This is a genomic window from Chlorogloeopsis sp. ULAP01, from assembly GCF_030381805.1.
Classification (GTDB): Bacteria; Cyanobacteriota; Cyanobacteriia; order Cyanobacteriales; family Nostocaceae; genus Chlorogloeopsis.
This window is the reverse complement of sequence record NZ_JAUDRH010000002.1, coordinates 253,643-270,508: the sequence shown is the minus strand read 5'-3', so window position 1 is coordinate 270,508 and position 16,866 is coordinate 253,643. Positions and strand designations below refer to the sequence as shown.

Sequence of the window (16,866 nt, the reverse complement as noted above, 5' to 3'; positions counted from 1 at the left end):
GTAAGGCGTTGCGTTAGCTAGCGGCGTATCCGTAGGTAGGTAAAATACTGTTTCTGTCTACTGTTCATAAATTTGGATTTTATGTTTAATTATGTCCAACTACGTAAAACCTATGTTTACTTATTATGAAAATACACACACCATTAACAGTAATTACTGGGCCGTTGGGAAGTGGTAAAACAACATTACTGCGTTATATTCTCGAAATCTTCCCCAAAAAAATTGCCATTTTAATGAACGAATTTGGTGAAATTGCCATTGATACCAAAATTATTCAAGGCAAAAATGTTCAAATGACAGATTTAGGTGGTGGTTGTGTCTGCTGTTCTTTATTAGGAGAATTTGAAGCTGCTGTTAATGAAATAATTGATACTATTGACCCAGATATAATTGTGGTAGAAACAACTGGAGTTGCAGAACCAGATGCTTTAGTTTTTGATATTCAAGAGAGTTTGACTAAAGTACGACTAGATGGGGTAATTACGGTAATTGATGCTGATGCAATGGTTAAATATCCATCTGTGGGACACACAACTCGATTACAACTAGAAGCCGCAGACATCATTCTTTTGAATAAAATTGATTTAATTTCTAAAAGTGAGTTAATAGCTATAGAAAAAAAATTAATTTCCATTAACGAAATTGCTTCGATTGTTTATGCTGTCAGAGGACAGGTAGATCCAGAATTACTGTTTGGTATAGGTAGAGAAAGAGTACAAGCACCACCACAACATATTCATCAACCAGAGTTTGAATCATTTAGCTACAAATCATCTGGTACTTTTAATCGCCCATGTTTTGAAGAATTTTTACATAATTTGGAAACGAATATTTATCGGGCTAAAGGATTTATCCGCTTTCCTGAAGGTATCTATTTGTTCAATTTTGTCGCTGGGCGTTGGGACTTAGAACCATTTGTACAAGAGGCAACAGAAGTAGTTTTTATCGGTAAATATTTGAGGGAAATCAAATCAGAAATTATTAATAAATTAAAGTTGTGTGAACAATAATCTGTTGCACTTTTACTAAAATTCTAACTTTTGACTTTTGAGTTTTAAATTTTAACTTGCTTATTATGCCCTACGAATTTCTCGAAGACGTAGCTACTGCTGATATAGCCTTTCGAGCTAATGGAAAAGACTTAGTAGAGCTTTTCAAAGCGGCAGGCGATGCCACAATCAATACTATGATTGAGAATTTGGAGGCAATAGAACCAAAAGAAACGCGACAAATTAACTTAGAAAATGATGCATTGGATCTATTACTTTTTAATTTTCTTCAAGAACTTATTTACTATAAAGATAGCGAACAAATGTTACTGCGACCACAAGAAATTCATTTTGAGCACAAAGATAGCAATCATCATCTTACCGCTATACTTCAAGGAGAAAAACTAGACAGCGATCGCCATCATCAAAGAGTAGATGTCAAAGCAGTGACTTTACATCGTTTTCAATTAGAAGAAACACAAAATGCTTGGATAAGTATGGTTATCCTTGATATTTAGAGCAAATTGAATAAGAAAATATATATGGATCCCCGACTTCTTTAAGAAGTCGGGGATCTGAAGATGCATTTTATATTTAAATTTTTTGTTTTACTTATAATTAAAGCCATAGTAGGTAGATAGCGATCGCCAAAATTGTTATGTCGATTATGATGTTGAGATAGATTTACTTGCTGTGACAAAAAATATCGACGCATCACACCAGGCCCCTTGTGTTGTAGTCGGTAATGCCTGGATCTCTGCCATATACTCAGCTTTGCACTCCTCTAATTGATTTGGTAAAAGTTGAAATACTTGATAACCAAAAACATTCTTTGAGTTAATTCTCCATAACTCTTCAGCAGTGTTAGCATCAGGTGTAAAGTACCAACCAAATTGTTCAGTTTGAACTTTAATATTATGAAAACCAGTTTCTTGTAAAAAATTATAACATTTCTCAATTTTACCTAATGGTTTATTAGGATTAGGAATTTTGATGCCATGCCTTGCAGCAACTTCTCTAAATATAGTTGAGGGAGGAAATGCTTTTTCTGACCAAGCATTAAACGCTAATATTCCATTTGGTTTTAAGAGGTTATACCACTGATGTAAAACATTGGAAATATTAGTTAAATAACAAATTGCCAAAGAGCATAAAACTACATCAAAATCTTTGTCTAGAAAGTTTAGATTATCTGCATCTGCTTCAATAAATTCAACATTTTGCAACCCAGACTTTACAAGTTTTTGTTTAGCATTTTTGAGCATTCCTGTAGAGATATCCATACCAATTACCTTACCGGAAGAACCAACTCTTGTGGCTGCATCAAGCGCAACTATACCCGTACCTGTTGCAACATCCAGTATTTTCTGATCTTTGCGCAGTTTGACAAGTGAAAGTAATTTCTTGGCTACAGGAGTGTAAAATTTACCCTGATCGTAATTAATTCTGGAATTAAAGTCGGTAAGTAATTGTCGTTTGTATGTTTGGTTATCTGCTGATTCAAGCATTCTCAAACTCCTCTAAATACTGGTTTAATAGCTCTAAATTAAAGCTCTTTAGAAGATAAGTATAATTCACAGGCATGGCATTGTATATATAGATTTTCAATGTATATAAATTTCACAATACTGAAAATATTATGTAATCTCTATAATGCACTTTTGAATACCAGTGATGTTTTGGTGATAGACTAAAAGGAAAGATTTAAAAGCAAAGTCATAAAAGCTTAAAAACACTATAAATGAATCTCAAAGAGGCAATCAAAAGAATTAAAAACAGAACTATCTCTGAATTTGTCAACTAAATTTGACAAATCAAGTAACTTAAATATCAATTTATCAAGCAACTAGTCAGTCGAAATCCAATTTAATTCCTTTCACATAGAAATAAGAGCAATTATTTAGCGATCAAACAATTGATATGATTCCGTGAAGGTCAAGCTGAAATGAAATGCATTATTCTATTGTGTAGGGTAGCCGCATAAACAAAACTCAATTCATCAGGTATTTATCAACTTAAAGATTGTTTCTAATTAAACTCATTACCTAACTAGTTGATAAATTGGTATTCAAAGCGGGCGACTAATATTTTCCCTCAATAAGTTCTTGCAGCACAACCAGATTTTTTATGAGTGAGTCCTATTCTCAAAAACAAGCGAAGCAAAATATAAATCAGCAACAGAGCTATTACCAAGATATAGAGAACCTAGATATATACACTTCGGAGCAGACAGAAATCTGGCTTCCAGAGTCTCCTCAAACACAAGCTTTGGAGCGACAATCAGGGAGGCTTAAGGTTAAGGCAATGATTTGGGCGATCGCTTTGAGTGTGCTACCTATTTTAACAGTAGGAACAGCCATCCACTATCATGGCACCCAGTTAATTACTAAGCAAATTCCTCAGTTGAAACAAGAGAGTGCGAAAGGTTCAACAGAAACCGAACTTTCTATCCATAGACAACTGTCGCTGTTGTTAACTGGAACTGGGATTACAGCTGTTTTAGCAGGAGCGATCGCTGCTTTTATGGCTAATCGTGCTATTCGTCCAGTCCAAAACGCTGCTGCAATTTCCACCACTATCATAAACAAGCTACGTCCGGAGAATGACGAAACTCATAATCTTGTTGCCAGTAAAGATGAATTATTAGTCTTAGAAACAAATATTAATTTAATTAAAGAACTACTTTCGGGTTTGCTATGGGAACAAAAAGCCGAAGCACAGTACTCTCAATTGTTAATTAAAATTAGCCAATACATTCGCGAATCGTTTAATGAAGAAAATATTTTTAGAAATACCGTTGAAGAAGTTCGCAAAGGTTTAAATCTTGAGCGTGTAGCGATTTTTCGATTCAATGCTAACTGGAATGGAACTTTTATCCAAGAATCAGTAACACCAGGCTTGCCAAAAGTTTTGTCAGTTACAGTCTCAAACCCAGGCTTTGAAGCAGGATATATCGAACAATACCGTAATGGTTGTATCCGTGCGATCGACGATATTTATCAAGCTGATTTAACTGATTATCATATTCAGTTACTGGAGCAATTTGGTGTTAAGTCTAGTCTCGTAGCACCAATTTTTAAAGGTAAGCAACTATTCGGTTTATTAATTGCCCACCAGTCCTCTAGAATCCGCTTTTGGCAACAGTCTGAGATTAATTTGTTTGCTCAAATAGCCATGCAAGTCGGATTTGCTCTTGATTACGCAAGGCTTTTAGAGTACACCGATAGAAAGGTTAATTTAGCTCAAGTATTTATAGACATAACTCGTCGGATTCGAGAATCACTCAACGAAGAGGATGTCCTCAAAAACACCGTCGAAGAAGTTCGCAGAGCACTCAGCACTGATAGAGTAATTGTTTATGGCTTTGATGCAAATTGGTATGGCACTGTGATTGCAGAATCAGTGGTTCTCGGTTTCCCCAAAGTGTTGCGAGCCGAAATCAAAGATCCATGTTTTGCTCAGGGATACGTAGAAAAATATCAAGCCGCGCGAGTTCAAGCAACTAGCAACATCTATGAAGCTGAGTTGAGTGAGTGTCACATTCGGCAACTCGAAGCCTTTGCTGTCAAAGCAAATTTAGTCGCACCAATTCTTAAAGACGAGCAGCTATTTGGTTTGTTAATTGCTCATCAATGTTCTAGAGCGCGTGCTTGGCAACAGTCTGAAATTGATTTATTTGCCCAGATTGCCATGCAAGTTGGTTTTGCTCTCGACCATGCTAGGCTTTTAGATCAAGTTAAGCAGGCATAACAATCTTCTAACGCTATTTTTATTTGTAAAAATTAGAATCTTTCCAATAGGAGTGACGAAGCCAACACTGAATTATCAGATGTTGCATGAAAGTTGTATATAACTTTACAAAGGCAAGATTTTCTGGAATTCTTAGTTTTACACATCTTGATACTATATATAGCCAGTGGACGAGGGAAACCACTGGCTTTTTATTGCTCGTTTGGGTTTAATAGACAGATTTGAATACATTGTTTTCTGTCCAAACATCTTTCTAAATCTTCACTTTTTCTCTACTTCCCAATAATTTCTGGCACTAGAAAGTGTTAATCGCAATAATTGAGTATTTCCTAGTTCCAGAAATGTTTGTGGAACCAAAGGCACAATTTCCAAAGCGGTAATCAATTTTTCTCCTATGGCTTGTGCTAACAATGGTGGTACTGCATTCCCTACTTGTCGGAATCCATGCCACTTGGTTTGGTGAAATCTGAACCAATCTGGGAAGGAATGCAATCGTGCAGCTTCTCGAACGGAGATTACCCGTGTTAATACTGGATGAATCGGACGGGGAGATGTATGGCTACCACGACTGTAATCCGTACCAGCACGTAAAGTATGGCATAAACCCTCGATATTCAAACGTCGCAGGCGGCTAATAGCTTCTAATTCTCCAGGTAGGGTTTTGGCAAAGCGGATTTTGGAGCTTTCTTGATGTTGAGTTTGCATGGAACTAGTTAGCAATTGGGGGTTCCACAACCTGGGGTAGGAAAAATTCTGTATCGGTAATTGGGGATAAGTTTCCCAGTACTGAGTCTCTGGTACCAAGTCCCTAGTATTGGGGTGAAAGCGTAACATTTGCACATAACGACTAGATTTTCTATTCAGACTTAGTAACTGCGATCGCGAAAGCAAAACTTCATCGCTAGTTTTTAATTCTGGGAAATCATCTATATCCGGCAAGTCAGCGATCGCATCTCTAACGGTGGGGGCTGGGTATTGAATACTAGGCACTAGGTAGCGGCTAGAAGAATCCCTAGCTCCAATTAGAAATAACCGTCGCCGCTTTTGAGGTACACCAAAATTTGCCGCATTCAAAATTTCTTTTTGTACATAGTATCCTGCGGCTTCAAACTTATTAATAAGTTGTGACAGTAAATTTCTATGCTCTCCTGCATTCATTCCTGGCACATTTTCCATCACAAAGTAACGAGGATGTAATTCTATTACCAGGCGGTAAAAGTGAAAAATCAAATTATTACGATCATCCTCTAAGTCTCTCTTACCCATAATAGAGAAACCTTGACAAGGCGGCCCGCCAAATACTAAATCTATTTTTCCATCCCAACTTTCCGATGCGGAGAAACTTTCATTTACATTCTCCGCGTCACCGTGTCTCCACCTCCCCGCGTCCTTCCCCTGGTGGGCAAACCAACTGCGGTAAGCTGCCTGTTGTATTATCTCACCTGTTACATTTGAGATATCCGCACACAATACCTGAGTCAGGGGAAAGTTGAAAGAGTAGGTGCAAGCATGGATAGGATCGTACTCTACCGCGACTAAGACATCAAACCCAGCTTGCTCAATACCCAGAGAAAATCCACCGGCGCCAGCAAATAAATCTACTGCTACTGGACGCCGTGCTTTTAGACTTTGGATTGTGGCTTTTAACTCTACCAATGGTGGATTTTTCTTTAAAAAACGCAAATAGACGCTGCAAATAGCGTCTTGGTTTTTGATTGATTGACTTTAAGCTTAATCTAAAATTTCAAATCTACAATCTAAATACAATCTAAAAATTGGGGAGCATTTGCAAAATTTCTTGAGCAGCGCGATCGCATACTCCTAACTCTCCTATACATTGCCGCATTTGCTCGTAATCTGCCTGAATTTCCAGTTTACATTCTTGGTTCAGCAAAAATTCTACAGCTGTTTGGACAATATTCTCTCTAGTCGCTTGTTCTTGAATAAATTCTGGTACTATTTGTTTCATCACCATCAAGTTTACTGGTGAAGCAAAGGGGAAAGAGATTTTCAGGATTTTCCTACCTACCCAATAAGTAAAGGGATTGAGACGGTAAAGTATTACCTGCGGCACATTCAATAAAGCAAGTTCTAAATTTACAGTACCGCACTTAGTAATTGCCAAATCTGCTGCGGCAAGTACATCCCGCTGTTGATCTGAGACTAGAGTGGCTCGTAAACCATACCGTTGTATTTCTTGTTCTATCTTCTGACGGTAGATTTCCAGAGATAGCGGAATCCAGAAATGTACTAGAGGCAGTTTGGCTTGAATTTCTTGCGCCGCATCAAACATTACTGGTAGGAGATACTTGAGTTCTTGGTGACGGGAGGCAGGTAAAAGCGCCACAGCGATCGCATCAGCTTCGATTCCCAACTTGGCACGCGCCGCCTCTCGACTGGGGAAATTGTCCATTCTATCTACTAGCGGATGCCCCACCCAGGTAACATTTACACCCATGTTTTTAAAATAACGTGTTTCCTCAGGGAAAATAGCTAGGAGCTTGTCACTAACATTAGCAATTCGAGATGTATTGCCAAGATTAATGGAAGAAACCCACACTTGTGGTGCAATATAATATACAATCGGTATATTTGGGAAATGGCGGCGAATGTAATTGCCAATGCCTAAATTTGGCCCCATATAGTCAATTAACACCACCAAATCTGGTGGATTTTGTTTGAGATAGGCGATCGCTCGTCGCTGAATTTGCAGAGTTGGCAACACAAAAGGCAGAGCTTCCAAAAGCCCAAAAGATCCAATCTCACTGGTATTGGCTAGTAAATTAGCTCCTGCTGCTGCCATTTTGTCGCCACCCAACGCTACAATTTCTACTTCCAACTCAGCAGCAAGTGCTTGTCTTTGTAGCGCGGCAACTAATAGCGATCCCTGTAAATCGCCGGATACTTCACCAGTACTGATAAATATTCGCATTTAGTAATTATGGCAATAGGGACTAGGGACTAGGGGCTAGGGACTAAGAAAGAAGCACCAGGAGCAAGAATGTGATTCACGATTCTCCGTGTCCCCGCGTCTGGGTTCCTCTTCTTAGCCGTTAGCCTCTAGCCCCTTATTCTCAAGACTCATCACTGCTGCTGGCTGCTTTCCCTTTTCCAGGAATTAAGCCGCGTCTACCCGGCATCTGAGAAAGTAGGAGAAAACGACGCAAGTGTTGCAAATGTTCTGTATCTCCCAAGAGTTCCAGTTCTTCTAAAGCATCTTTGAAAGTGAATTCAGAACGATAAAGAATGCGGAAGGCTTTTTTGAGGGCTTGTAAATCAGCTATCGAAAAACCAGCACGTTTGAGTCCCACAAGATTGAGTGTTCGTACTCGCGCCGGATTCCCTTCCACCGTCATAAAAGGTGGCACATCTCGATCTATACGTGCCATACCCCCTACCATTGCGTGTCTGCCAATATGCACGAATTGGTGAACACCCAAAACCCCACTTAGCCTAGCACGTGACTCTATGTGAACATGACCTGCTAACGCCACCGAGTTAGCAATTACTACAGAGTCTTCAATGACACAGTTATGCCCCACATGAGCATAAGCCATAAATAAGTTACCATTACCAATTTTTGTTTCTTCGCCTGTACCAGTAGCGCGATTAATTGTGACGTATTCCCTAATCAGGTTATCATCGCCAATCTTAACCCAGCTAAATTCGCCATTGTACTTCAAATCTTGAGGTTCCATGCCAAGCACAGCACCTGGAAAGATTTGATTTCGCGCTCCTATGTCTAGAGGCCCCTCTAGCACTGCATGAGCACCAATTGTGGTTTCGGACCCTACTTTTACATGCCCTCCAATCACAGCATAGGCACCGACTTGCACTGTAGGGTGGAGTTCCGCATTAGGATGAATAACAGCAGTTGGATGAATAAGCGTCTTCAAAGGTGCATCTCCAGAAGATTAAGAGTGCAAAGTATTCTCAAAATTTAGTAGCCGTAGACACCCGCAGGGCGAATTCCCGTTAGGGTAAGCGTCGGGTAGCAACTTTAAGTGTGAGGGCGGAGAAAATTAGCAAATTATACCATATTTTTTATGGCTTTTTGCTTTGACTGAGGTCTTGTTAAGTAGTCTGTAAAGGCACTTCACGGTTGTGCCTTTACCACAAAAGAAGATTTTTAGCTAACAAGAGAAAACATGAGTTCACCTTCAGCAGCAAGCTGGCCGTCTACTTCAGCCTTAGCTTGCATCTTACCGAAACGACGTTGTTTAACCCACAACAGTTCCACGGTCATTATAAGTTGGTCTCCGGGAACAACCTGACGACGAAAGCGGACTTTATCTATACCAGCAAATAAAAAAAGTCCACCCTCCAATTCGGGTACTTGTGTCATCACAACACCGCCAACTTGTGCCATCGCTTCTACAATCAACACACCTGGCATAATCGGACGCCCTGGGAAATGACCTTGAAAATGGGGTTCATTAACTGTAACGTTTTTAATACCTACAGCTCGCTTTCCAGGAGTGTAGTCAATAATCCGGTCTACCAGTGCAAAGGGGTAGCGGTGCGGTAGAAGTTTCTGAATTTCTTCTGCTGACAGTATGGTTTTTGTTTCCGATTTACTAGTAGTGGAATGATCTGACTGCTCCTGAGTAGGTGCTGGCGTGGGCAGATTGGTTGTGTTTACTTCAGTGACAGTTGACATTGACTGTATATTTAATATCAGTGTTGATTGGGTTGTTAGGTAACTCTTTGAACGTAATGGTTTGTGAGTTATTGATTGTCGGTGATCAAAAAGTACCATTAACCGCGAACCACTAACTAGTCCCTTGTCGCAGATCTGAAATTTTCTGTGCCAGTTGGATATGTAAATTGTGGCTAGCTTTATATGCTAAAAAATGAGCGCAGGGTATTTTTCCTACTAAGCTCAAGTCTCCTATTAAGTCCAAAAGTTTATGACGTACGGGTTCATTGGCAAATCTTAATGGTGGATTGAGCCAGCCTTGTGGCCCGCAAACCAGAGCATTTTCTAGGCTTCCACCCTTGATTAACCCAGATTTTTGTAAATATTCAATTTGATGTAGTAAACCAAATGTGCGGGCAGGAGCAATTTCAACAGCAAAACTGGCATGATTAGTGGGATGGGAAGTTGGTGACCAACTATACCATTGATTGCCAATAGCAGGCAGATCGAAGTCAATGCCATAGGTAAAGCGGGGTGTCGGTGCCGGAAAAGCACACACAAAGGCATCTTCCTCACGTACCCAAATTGGTTCATTTGTGGGTAAGTAGCTCTCTTGCTCTACATAAGCTTGTGAAACTAAGCCTACCTGAGCAATACTGTCTGCCCATACCTTTGCTGAACCATCTAAAAGTGGTACTTCTGGGCCATTGATTTCGATCCGGGCATTATCTACACCCATACCAGTTAAAGCTGCCAACAAATGCTCTACAGTCCGAACACTTATCTCGCCTTTGCCTAGCTGAGTTGACAGAACCGTCTGACTCACCGCCGCGACTTGTGCTGGAATTATCGGAGTATCTGGTAAATCTACCCTGACAAAGTATCTTCCACTACGTACTTCTGCTGGGAATATCTGCACTTGGGTACTAATACCACTATGCAATCCCACTCCTGTATGGATGATTTCAGCTGCTAATGTGTGTTGTTGCATATTGCTATGTATCCTGTATCATTAGTCATTTGTCTAGAGCTAATGACTAATGACTAATGACAAATGTCCAATTAAAATCTTTCACCAATACCAAAATTGATGCGGCTATCTCCTTCATCGTTGATACCATAATCAACACGAATTGGGCCAAGTGGTGATTGTACCCTGACGCCGATACCGTAGCCATAGCCAGTACCGTTTTTATCTAGCAACTCACCCGCTCTAGTCTCCGAGCCGAAGTCGGTGCCAACATCAAAAAATAGTGCGCCACTGACTACAGAGAACACTGGGAAGCGATACTCAAGCGAGGCTTGGGCGAAACTACGAGAACTGCCTAATGCACCTTCTTCATAACCCCGAACAGAGTTACTACCACCCAAAGTAAAAGCTTCGTAAGGAGGCAAGTCACCAAGTACAGTTCCTCCTTGAATATTAAAGGCAATGGTTTGCGGCCCCTTGGTAAAATTCAAAAATCTGACTGGGAAATATTGACTGTAGCTGCCTCGCAGTCTAGTCATAAAAATACTGCCCAGCCCTACTGGTACAGACTGATCTACCCCTAGACGGAAGAAAGAACCACTTGTTGGTTGCAATGGATTGTTGCGACGATCGCGTACTGCTCCAAGTTGTACCAGCAACAAATCATCTTGTCCTTCTCCAGATTGAGTCAAATCAATACAATTGCTTGGATCTTGCTCACAAGGTACTGTTACGTCCTCCAGCCTACCTCGCCTTCTGAGATCACCATCGCGATCGCGGCTAGAAACTCTTTGATACTGTAAACCAGCTGAGGCTGTCCACTCTGCACGCTCGTAAGGATTTCTAGACAACGGACGGCTAAAGGTTACACCACCACCCAAACGTAAAATTCGGGGGCGATCACCATCATCTCCCGGATTTCTGGGATTATAGGTCTCAATATCCTGATCTGGGCCATCAAAAATCAACGAAATCGAGCGACGGCGAAAACCATTAATTGTGTAGGAGGTTCGATATGGATCGCCAGCTATCCAGGGATCTGTAAATCGGACATCAAACAGAAATTCTCGTTGTCCTATCTGTAACTCTGTTCCTAGTTTTTGGTTTCTACCATTCAGGTTTTGCTCTTGGTAGCTAATTGTACCAAATAGTCCACTTGCAGTACTAAAACCCGCCCCGGCTGCGATCGAACCAGTGTTGCGCTCAACCACGTTTACTACTACATCCACTCTACTGGGGTCAGTGCCTGGATCTAGAGAAACATTCACATCTTCAAACAAACCTAGTCCGAATACCCGTTGCAAGTCTCTTTGCACAATGTTGCGGTTGAATACCGTTCCTGGTCTCAACTGCAATTCTCGTGTAATAATATAAGGCTGCGTTTTCCCTCGAATCGGTTCTCCCTTTTCGGTTGTCTCTTGCCCTTCTTTAGTGCGGAAACGGACGCGGATATCTTCTACCACCCCTTCTGCTACTTGTAAAGTGACAACCCCGTTTTCTGTTACTTGCGGCGCTCCAATTACCTGCGCTAGTACATAACCTTGATCTTGATAACGTTTGGTTAACTGCTTGATGCCTTCCTGTAAATCACGTAAATTCAAAATCTGCCCGTATTGGTTGCGGAAAATTTCATCTACAACCTTTGGATCTAATACTGAAGGTATGCCAGTACCGGGATTTGCTTGGATATTTACGTCACGTAAGACAGGGTTAGGTTGAACTATAAAGCTTACCCGCACTCCCAACGGTGTATCTTCTGGCACTGCTTGCACGTTGGAGAAAAAGCCAGTTGAAAAGACGGCATTAATATCTTCTTGCAGTTGCGATCGCGTTGTTGTCCTTCCTGGTTGAGTACGAATAGCTCTGTAAACTTCGTCTTCTAGTTGGGGTGTTAGCGCCTGTCCAGTTTGAGATCTCACTAACACTTCCGATACTAACACGCGGGGTTCTGTTTCTGTTTGTTCTTGATTTTGTTGATTTTCAGGAGTTGTTGGTAATGCTGGTTCAGTCCCAGGAGGAGTAGTATTTTGCTGATTAGGAGTTGGAGTGGGAGCTTGAAAAGGCGATTGTTGAGTTCCCGCAGGAGGAGTGGGAGCTTGGAAAGGTGATTGTTGAGTTCCCGCAGGAGGAGTGGGAGCTTGGAAAGGTGATTGTTGAGTTCCCGCAGGAGGAGTGGGAACTTGGAAAGGTGATTGTTGAGTTCCCGCAGGAGGAGTGGGAGCTTGGAAAGGTGATTGTTGAGTTTCTGAAGGAGGAGTGGGGGCAGGAGTAGGATTTTGGGCAATGGTTTGATTTGCCCAAGTTGTGCCTATGCTCCTTGGTGTTGTCTTCAGCGCTGCTGCACCTGACAACATAGCTTGATTTACCCAGTTTGTGCCTATGCTCCTTGGTGTCGTCTTTAGTGATGCTGCACCTGAGGTGCTATTAACTTTTGTCTGCTGATTTGTTGATAGTTTAGCTACTGTATTTGTTTGGTTTGGGTTTTTATAAGTTTGTGTATTAGTTGGTAGCTCAGAAGTTGGTGCTACTTGCTGGGAAGTCGTCTTCACCACTGATGCTGCTGGAAACACAGCACTAACTTCATGCTCCTGATGCTTTGTTGGTGGTGTATTTGCCTGAGGTTGGAAAGTTTGAAATATTTTTGTACTTGCTGATGTTGCAGAGTCTGTTACAGATACTTGGGGAGTTGTCTTCAGTGCTGATGCTGTTGGAAATACAACTTGTCCCTGAGTTGCTGCTGGAATATCAACTATCTTTTGTTGAGATTTTTGAGAAGTTTGTACAGTTGTTGGCGTTGTCAAGATTGGTACGAGCGCCTCTGAAGTTCCTGCCTCTGAGGTTCCTGCTAACACATCAACAGCAGGGAATGAGGTGTTAACTTCCTGCTCGCGATCAGTGGTTGATGTGAAAACTTCTGCTGTTTGTTTTGAATTCTTTGTGGTTTGTGCTTCTGCACTAAGCGAGCTGCTTAAAGGGGCTGCGATCGCCACCACTGTCATAAACACGGGAGATAGGCGCATTTTATTTTGATTCCTCTTCACGTCCACACACCATCAAAAGGCAATTAAACTTTCAGTTAAAAGGTAAAAGTAAAAACATAATTATTACTCTCGCCATTCTACTTTATAAGGCAAAATGCCGAAGGCAGAAGTTAAAGACTTTCGTTGTTTTTCTTTTACTCAAGGAGCTGAGGATTGATGGTTGGTAAGACGCGACTAATCACTGCTATACAGTTGTTAGTTGTTTTTGATTAGTTGTTTGTTCCAATCAACTCAACAATCCTCAACTGATTTTTATTATTCCCTTTCTACTGCTTTAATCACTCGTCGCAGAACCTCCTGATAAGCATCTTCTACATTCCCTAAGTCACGGCGAAACCGATCTTTATCCAAAACACGACGGTTAGGATCATTCTCCGCAGAAATATCCCATAAACGGCAGGTATCTGGACTAATTTCATCCGCAAGTAACAACTGTTGTTGTGAATTCAAACCAAATTCTAGTTTGAAGTCTACAAGGGTAATATCACACTCCAGGAAAAAGTCCTTCAGAAATTCGTTTATTTGCAGTGCTAGATGGGTAATTTTGTTAACTTGTTCCACAGTCGCCAGTTCCATCAACAGTAGGCGATCGCGTGTCAATAAAGGATCTCCTAATTGATCGTTTTTATAATAAAACTCCACCAAGGGCTGTTTTAGCACAGTTCCTAGTGGTAATCCTGTTTGCTGACAAAGACTACCAGCAGCAATATTTCTCACAACTACTTCCAACGGCAAAATTTTTACTGCTTCTATCCGCATTTGATTAGGAGCAGGATTATCAATGAAGTGGGTTTTTATGCCACGTGCTTCCAATTCTTTGAATAATTTACTAGAAATGCTACAATTTATATCTCCTTTCCCTTGTATTCTTCCGCGTTTTTGTGCGTTAAAGGCTGTAGCATCATCTTTGAAAACAGCTAAAAAGATTTGCGGGTCATCCGTGGGATAGATAATTTTGGCTTTGCCTTCGTATAACTTAGTGTGGACAGACATGGTGACAAGTAAGGTTTTAGGCTATGGGCGGCTTTTACACGTTCAAGCTTAACCATTTTATCTTTTGTTGTTATTTATTAATCATTGGTAGCGCTGCCGTCAACAAAAGATATGGATGCACAAGCGCAAAATTATCCTAGAAAATAAGTGTTTAGGGTTTTTTATATATTTACTTCAGTATAAATAATAATTCTTCTAAGTAAAAATACTAGTTATTGTAAAAAAATAAACAAATATTTCAGTGTTTATCGTGAAGCAAAAGAGTCTATATATATAGGCAAAATAACTAAATAAAATCAACGCCAGAAATTAGACATTTGCACAGCTAGAACTGAACTTGTAATAAATAATCTTAGATTATCAAAGTGAGCGCGTTAAAAATGGTGAACAAAGATAACTTTCTGTACCCTAAAGGTCGTTACTACGGTCAAGTCAAACCAGAGAACTTAGTGTTTAATGCTAATTTGCAGGAGTTTGCCCAAAAAGTAAGTTATATTTGCAATTTAGAAACTTCTGGTAAAATTCCTCCAGAAGAGGCATACGAGCAAATCAAAGCTCTTTGGAAAGGTTTGAAAAGGAGTAAAAAGCAATTAGGAATAGGTGAAGATCCTTTCCGGCTAGATGATGGTAACGCTAGCAGTGATGGTGAAAACTAGGAGAATAATATCAGCATGAGTTTAAATTAGAACCTGTGCTTGCCGTGTATATATTATTAACTTTTAAGCTAAGTTCTGAAATTTAGGCAAAAGAAAAAAGTTTGAAGTTAGCAAAATGTATTTAGAATTAGGTAAAGTCTTTGGCAGCAGCAAGATTGTGCCAAACTCTTTCTTCGCTTCATAAATTTTGTACATTGGGCTTTTTGCAAAAAATCAGAATTTAGATTAGTTACAACTATTAAAAGGAACACAGATGGACACCGATAAAATAAAAATCTGTGTTTATCAGTGTCCATTTGTAAAAAGTTTGTAGACGCGTAGCAGCTTTCCAAAAAAAGGTTCGCCGAGTTCAGACATTCTCTATTTAAGCTGTGCAGAGCGCATCTTTGTGCAGTGTTCTTAAAGGAGCTTTAAACTATTTCAAGACAGTAATTGATTAGTTTGAAAATAGAATGAGCAAAAAGTTTATTGCACATAAGGGAATAAACCAAGGAATTGGATCGCAAACTCTTGAGATGAGAAGATGGAGTATCAAATTCAGGATTAAGAATTATAAAAGTTAAAAGCCAAATTCTTTTTGCTTTGTATTTTTATTCCTAATCCAGACAATTATGCCGCTTTTGGTAACTCGGAATAAATTATCTTTTGATAATAATCTTGTAATTGGCGAGTGGCAGCTGCCCATCCCCAACGTTCTGCTTCTTGACGTGCATTTTGACGGATAATTTCTCGTTCTTGTTTATTTTCTAGTAGACGAATTGCTGCTGCGATCGCACCCGCATCGCCTGTTTGGGGATCAAACAAATATCCATTGACGCCATCTGTGACAATATCGGGAATGCCGCCAGAACGAGCCGCTACTACAGGGCAGCCAGCTGCCATTGCTTCTAGCAATACCAATCCCAGTGTTTCTGTACGAGAAGGAAAGACAAAAGCATCAGCGCTTGCAAATGCAGAGGCTAATTCTGCTCCAACCAAATACCCAACAAAATGAGTGTTTGTATCACTAAAGTACTTTTCTAAGTTTGCCCTGTGAGGGCCATCTCCTACAAGTGCTAATCTTGCTTCGGGGATAGCTTCTAATATTGGTTTAATGCGCTCAATTTCTTTTTCAGCAGAAAGACGCCCAACGTAGAGTAGCAAAGGGCTATCTGGATGATTTTGCGACAGGCGCGCTCGCATTTGCTCGGAAGCTGAACTGGGATGAAATGTTTCTGTATCTACTCCCCGTTGCCACAAATTTACTCGCTCAATACCATGTGCTGTTAATTCCTCCATCATTGCTGTGGAGGTACATAGATTTAAAGCTGCTTGGTTGTGTGCAGATTTCAGTAATTCCCACAATAATCCTTCCAACATTCCCAAACCGTAATGTTGCAAATATTGGGGCAGATGGGTATGATAAGAAGCTACTAGCGGGATATTTAACATTTTGCTATAAAATATGCCTGCTATCCCTAGAACAGCTGGATTTACTACATGAACAATATCTGGCTGAAACTTTTCTAAAATATGACCAATCGCTGGGCGCGGTAGTGCCATTTTTAACTCTGGATACAGTGGTAGTGGAAAACCAGAGACACCATATATTTGCGCCCCTTTATATTCAGTCATACCACCATCTGGACAAATTACCAGTACTTGGTCTCCCCTACGTTGTAGGTGTTCAACTGTGTGGCGCAAGCGCGTAACGATGCCGTCAACCTTGGGCAGAAAGGTTTCGGTAAATAGAGCAATCCTCATAAAATACTTAATTGATTACAGGCAGAGCGTTTAGATAATCCCAACTTCTGAGCAATTACACCATTAATCACAGAGTAAATCGTCT

General features: G+C 40.4%; 13 protein-coding genes. 4 read left to right on the top strand and 9 right to left on the bottom strand.

Features of this window, described 5'->3' with window-relative positions; genetic code table 11:
- Window positions 1–125: 125 nt before the first annotated feature.
- Window positions 126–1,010 (top strand): CobW family GTP-binding protein, encoded by an 885-nt coding sequence (locus tag QUB80_RS04770; RefSeq protein ID WP_289788346.1) that lies wholly within the window; start codon window positions 126–128, stop codon window positions 1,008–1,010.
- 65 nt (window positions 1,011–1,075) lie between these two features.
- Window positions 1,076–1,507: an archease gene (locus tag QUB80_RS04765; RefSeq protein ID WP_289788345.1), complete on the top strand. Its 432-nt coding sequence runs from the start codon at window positions 1,076–1,078 to the stop codon at window positions 1,505–1,507.
- Window positions 1,508–1,654: 147 nt separating this feature from the next.
- On the opposite strand, the gene QUB80_RS04760 is transcribed toward QUB80_RS04765, so the two are convergent.
- Complete coding sequence (locus tag QUB80_RS04760) at window positions 1,655–2,497, bottom strand: class I SAM-dependent methyltransferase (RefSeq protein WP_289788344.1); 843 nt, start codon at window positions 2,495–2,497, stop codon at window positions 1,655–1,657.
- Window positions 2,498–3,116: 619 nt separating this feature from the next.
- On the opposite strand from QUB80_RS04760, the gene QUB80_RS04755 reads away from it, so the two are divergent.
- Window positions 3,117–4,739 (top strand): GAF domain-containing protein, encoded by a 1,623-nt coding sequence (locus tag QUB80_RS04755; protein WP_289788343.1) that lies wholly within the window; start codon window positions 3,117–3,119, stop codon window positions 4,737–4,739.
- Window positions 4,740–5,000: 261 nt separating this feature from the next.
- Here the strand turns inward: QUB80_RS04755 and QUB80_RS04750 are convergent, their stop codons facing one another.
- The 7 genes from QUB80_RS04750 to purC form a co-directional block, all read right to left on the bottom strand.
- Window positions 5,001–6,422, bottom strand: coding sequence for a DNA cytosine methyltransferase (locus tag QUB80_RS04750; protein ID WP_289788342.1), 1,422 nt, complete (start codon window positions 6,420–6,422; stop codon window positions 5,001–5,003).
- Between the two features lie 85 nt (window positions 6,423–6,507).
- Window positions 6,508–7,671 (bottom strand): lipid-A-disaccharide synthase, encoded by a 1,164-nt coding sequence (lpxB, locus tag QUB80_RS04745; protein WP_289788341.1) that lies wholly within the window; start codon window positions 7,669–7,671, stop codon window positions 6,508–6,510.
- A 142-nt stretch (window positions 7,672–7,813) separates the two neighbouring features.
- Window positions 7,814–8,635 (bottom strand): acyl-ACP--UDP-N-acetylglucosamine O-acyltransferase, encoded by an 822-nt coding sequence (gene lpxA, locus QUB80_RS04740; RefSeq protein ID WP_289788340.1) that lies wholly within the window; start codon window positions 8,633–8,635, stop codon window positions 7,814–7,816.
- Window positions 8,636–8,868: 233 nt separating this feature from the next.
- On the bottom strand, window positions 8,869–9,399 hold the full coding sequence (fabZ, locus tag QUB80_RS04735) for a 3-hydroxyacyl-ACP dehydratase FabZ (RefSeq protein WP_289788339.1): 531 nt from the start codon (window positions 9,397–9,399) through the stop codon (window positions 8,869–8,871).
- A 112-nt stretch (window positions 9,400–9,511) separates the two neighbouring features.
- Window positions 9,512–10,369, bottom strand: a complete 858-nt coding sequence (gene lpxC / locus QUB80_RS04730) for a UDP-3-O-acyl-N-acetylglucosamine deacetylase (RefSeq protein ID WP_289788338.1) — start codon at window positions 10,367–10,369, stop codon at window positions 9,512–9,514.
- A 71-nt stretch (window positions 10,370–10,440) separates the two neighbouring features.
- Window positions 10,441–13,368, bottom strand: coding sequence for a BamA/TamA family outer membrane protein (locus QUB80_RS04725; protein ID WP_289788337.1), 2,928 nt, complete (start codon window positions 13,366–13,368; stop codon window positions 10,441–10,443).
- Between the two features lie 276 nt (window positions 13,369–13,644).
- Window positions 13,645–14,382 (bottom strand): phosphoribosylaminoimidazolesuccinocarboxamide synthase, encoded by a 738-nt coding sequence (purC, locus tag QUB80_RS04720; RefSeq protein WP_289788336.1) that lies wholly within the window; start codon window positions 14,380–14,382, stop codon window positions 13,645–13,647.
- Between the two features lie 380 nt (window positions 14,383–14,762).
- On the opposite strand from purC, the gene QUB80_RS04715 reads away from it, so the two are divergent.
- Window positions 14,763–15,038: a DUF7219 family protein gene (locus QUB80_RS04715; protein WP_289788335.1), complete on the top strand. Its 276-nt coding sequence runs from the start codon at window positions 14,763–14,765 to the stop codon at window positions 15,036–15,038.
- A 609-nt stretch (window positions 15,039–15,647) separates the two neighbouring features.
- On the opposite strand, the gene QUB80_RS04710 is transcribed toward QUB80_RS04715, so the two are convergent.
- A complete protein-coding gene (locus QUB80_RS04710) occupies window positions 15,648–16,781 on the bottom strand; it encodes a glycosyltransferase family 4 protein (protein ID WP_289788334.1) in 1,134 nt (377 codons plus the stop codon).
- Window positions 16,782–16,866: the final 85 nt, after the last annotated feature.

What these genes read in the sequence shown, in the direction of transcription:
- QUB80_RS04770 (WP_289788346.1), top strand. Translation starts at nt 126, where the DNA reads ATGAAAATACACACACCATTAACAGTAATTACTGGGCCGTTGGGAAGT.
- QUB80_RS04765 (WP_289788345.1), top strand. Translation starts at nt 1,076, where the DNA reads ATGCCCTACGAATTTCTCGAAGACGTAGCTACTGCTGATATAGCCTTT.
- QUB80_RS04760 (WP_289788344.1), bottom strand. Translation starts at nt 2,497, where the DNA reads ATGCTTGAATCAGCAGATAACCAAACATACAAACGACAATTACTTACC.
- QUB80_RS04755 (WP_289788343.1), top strand. Translation starts at nt 3,117, where the DNA reads ATGAGTGAGTCCTATTCTCAAAAACAAGCGAAGCAAAATATAAATCAG.
- lpxB (WP_289788341.1), bottom strand. Translation starts at nt 7,671, where the DNA reads ATGCGAATATTTATCAGTACTGGTGAAGTATCCGGCGATTTACAGGGA.
- fabZ (WP_289788339.1), bottom strand. Translation starts at nt 9,399, where the DNA reads ATGTCAACTGTCACTGAAGTAAACACAACCAATCTGCCCACGCCAGCA.
- lpxC (WP_289788338.1), bottom strand. Translation starts at nt 10,369, where the DNA reads ATGCAACAACACACATTAGCAGCTGAAATCATCCATACAGGAGTGGGA.
- QUB80_RS04725 (WP_289788337.1), bottom strand. Translation starts at nt 13,368, where the DNA reads ATGCGCCTATCTCCCGTGTTTATGACAGTGGTGGCGATCGCAGCCCCT.
- purC (WP_289788336.1), bottom strand. Translation starts at nt 14,382, where the DNA reads ATGTCTGTCCACACTAAGTTATACGAAGGCAAAGCCAAAATTATCTAT.
- QUB80_RS04715 (WP_289788335.1), top strand. Translation starts at nt 14,763, where the DNA reads ATGGTGAACAAAGATAACTTTCTGTACCCTAAAGGTCGTTACTACGGT.
- QUB80_RS04710 (WP_289788334.1), bottom strand. Translation starts at nt 16,781, where the DNA reads ATGAGGATTGCTCTATTTACCGAAACCTTTCTGCCCAAGGTTGACGGC.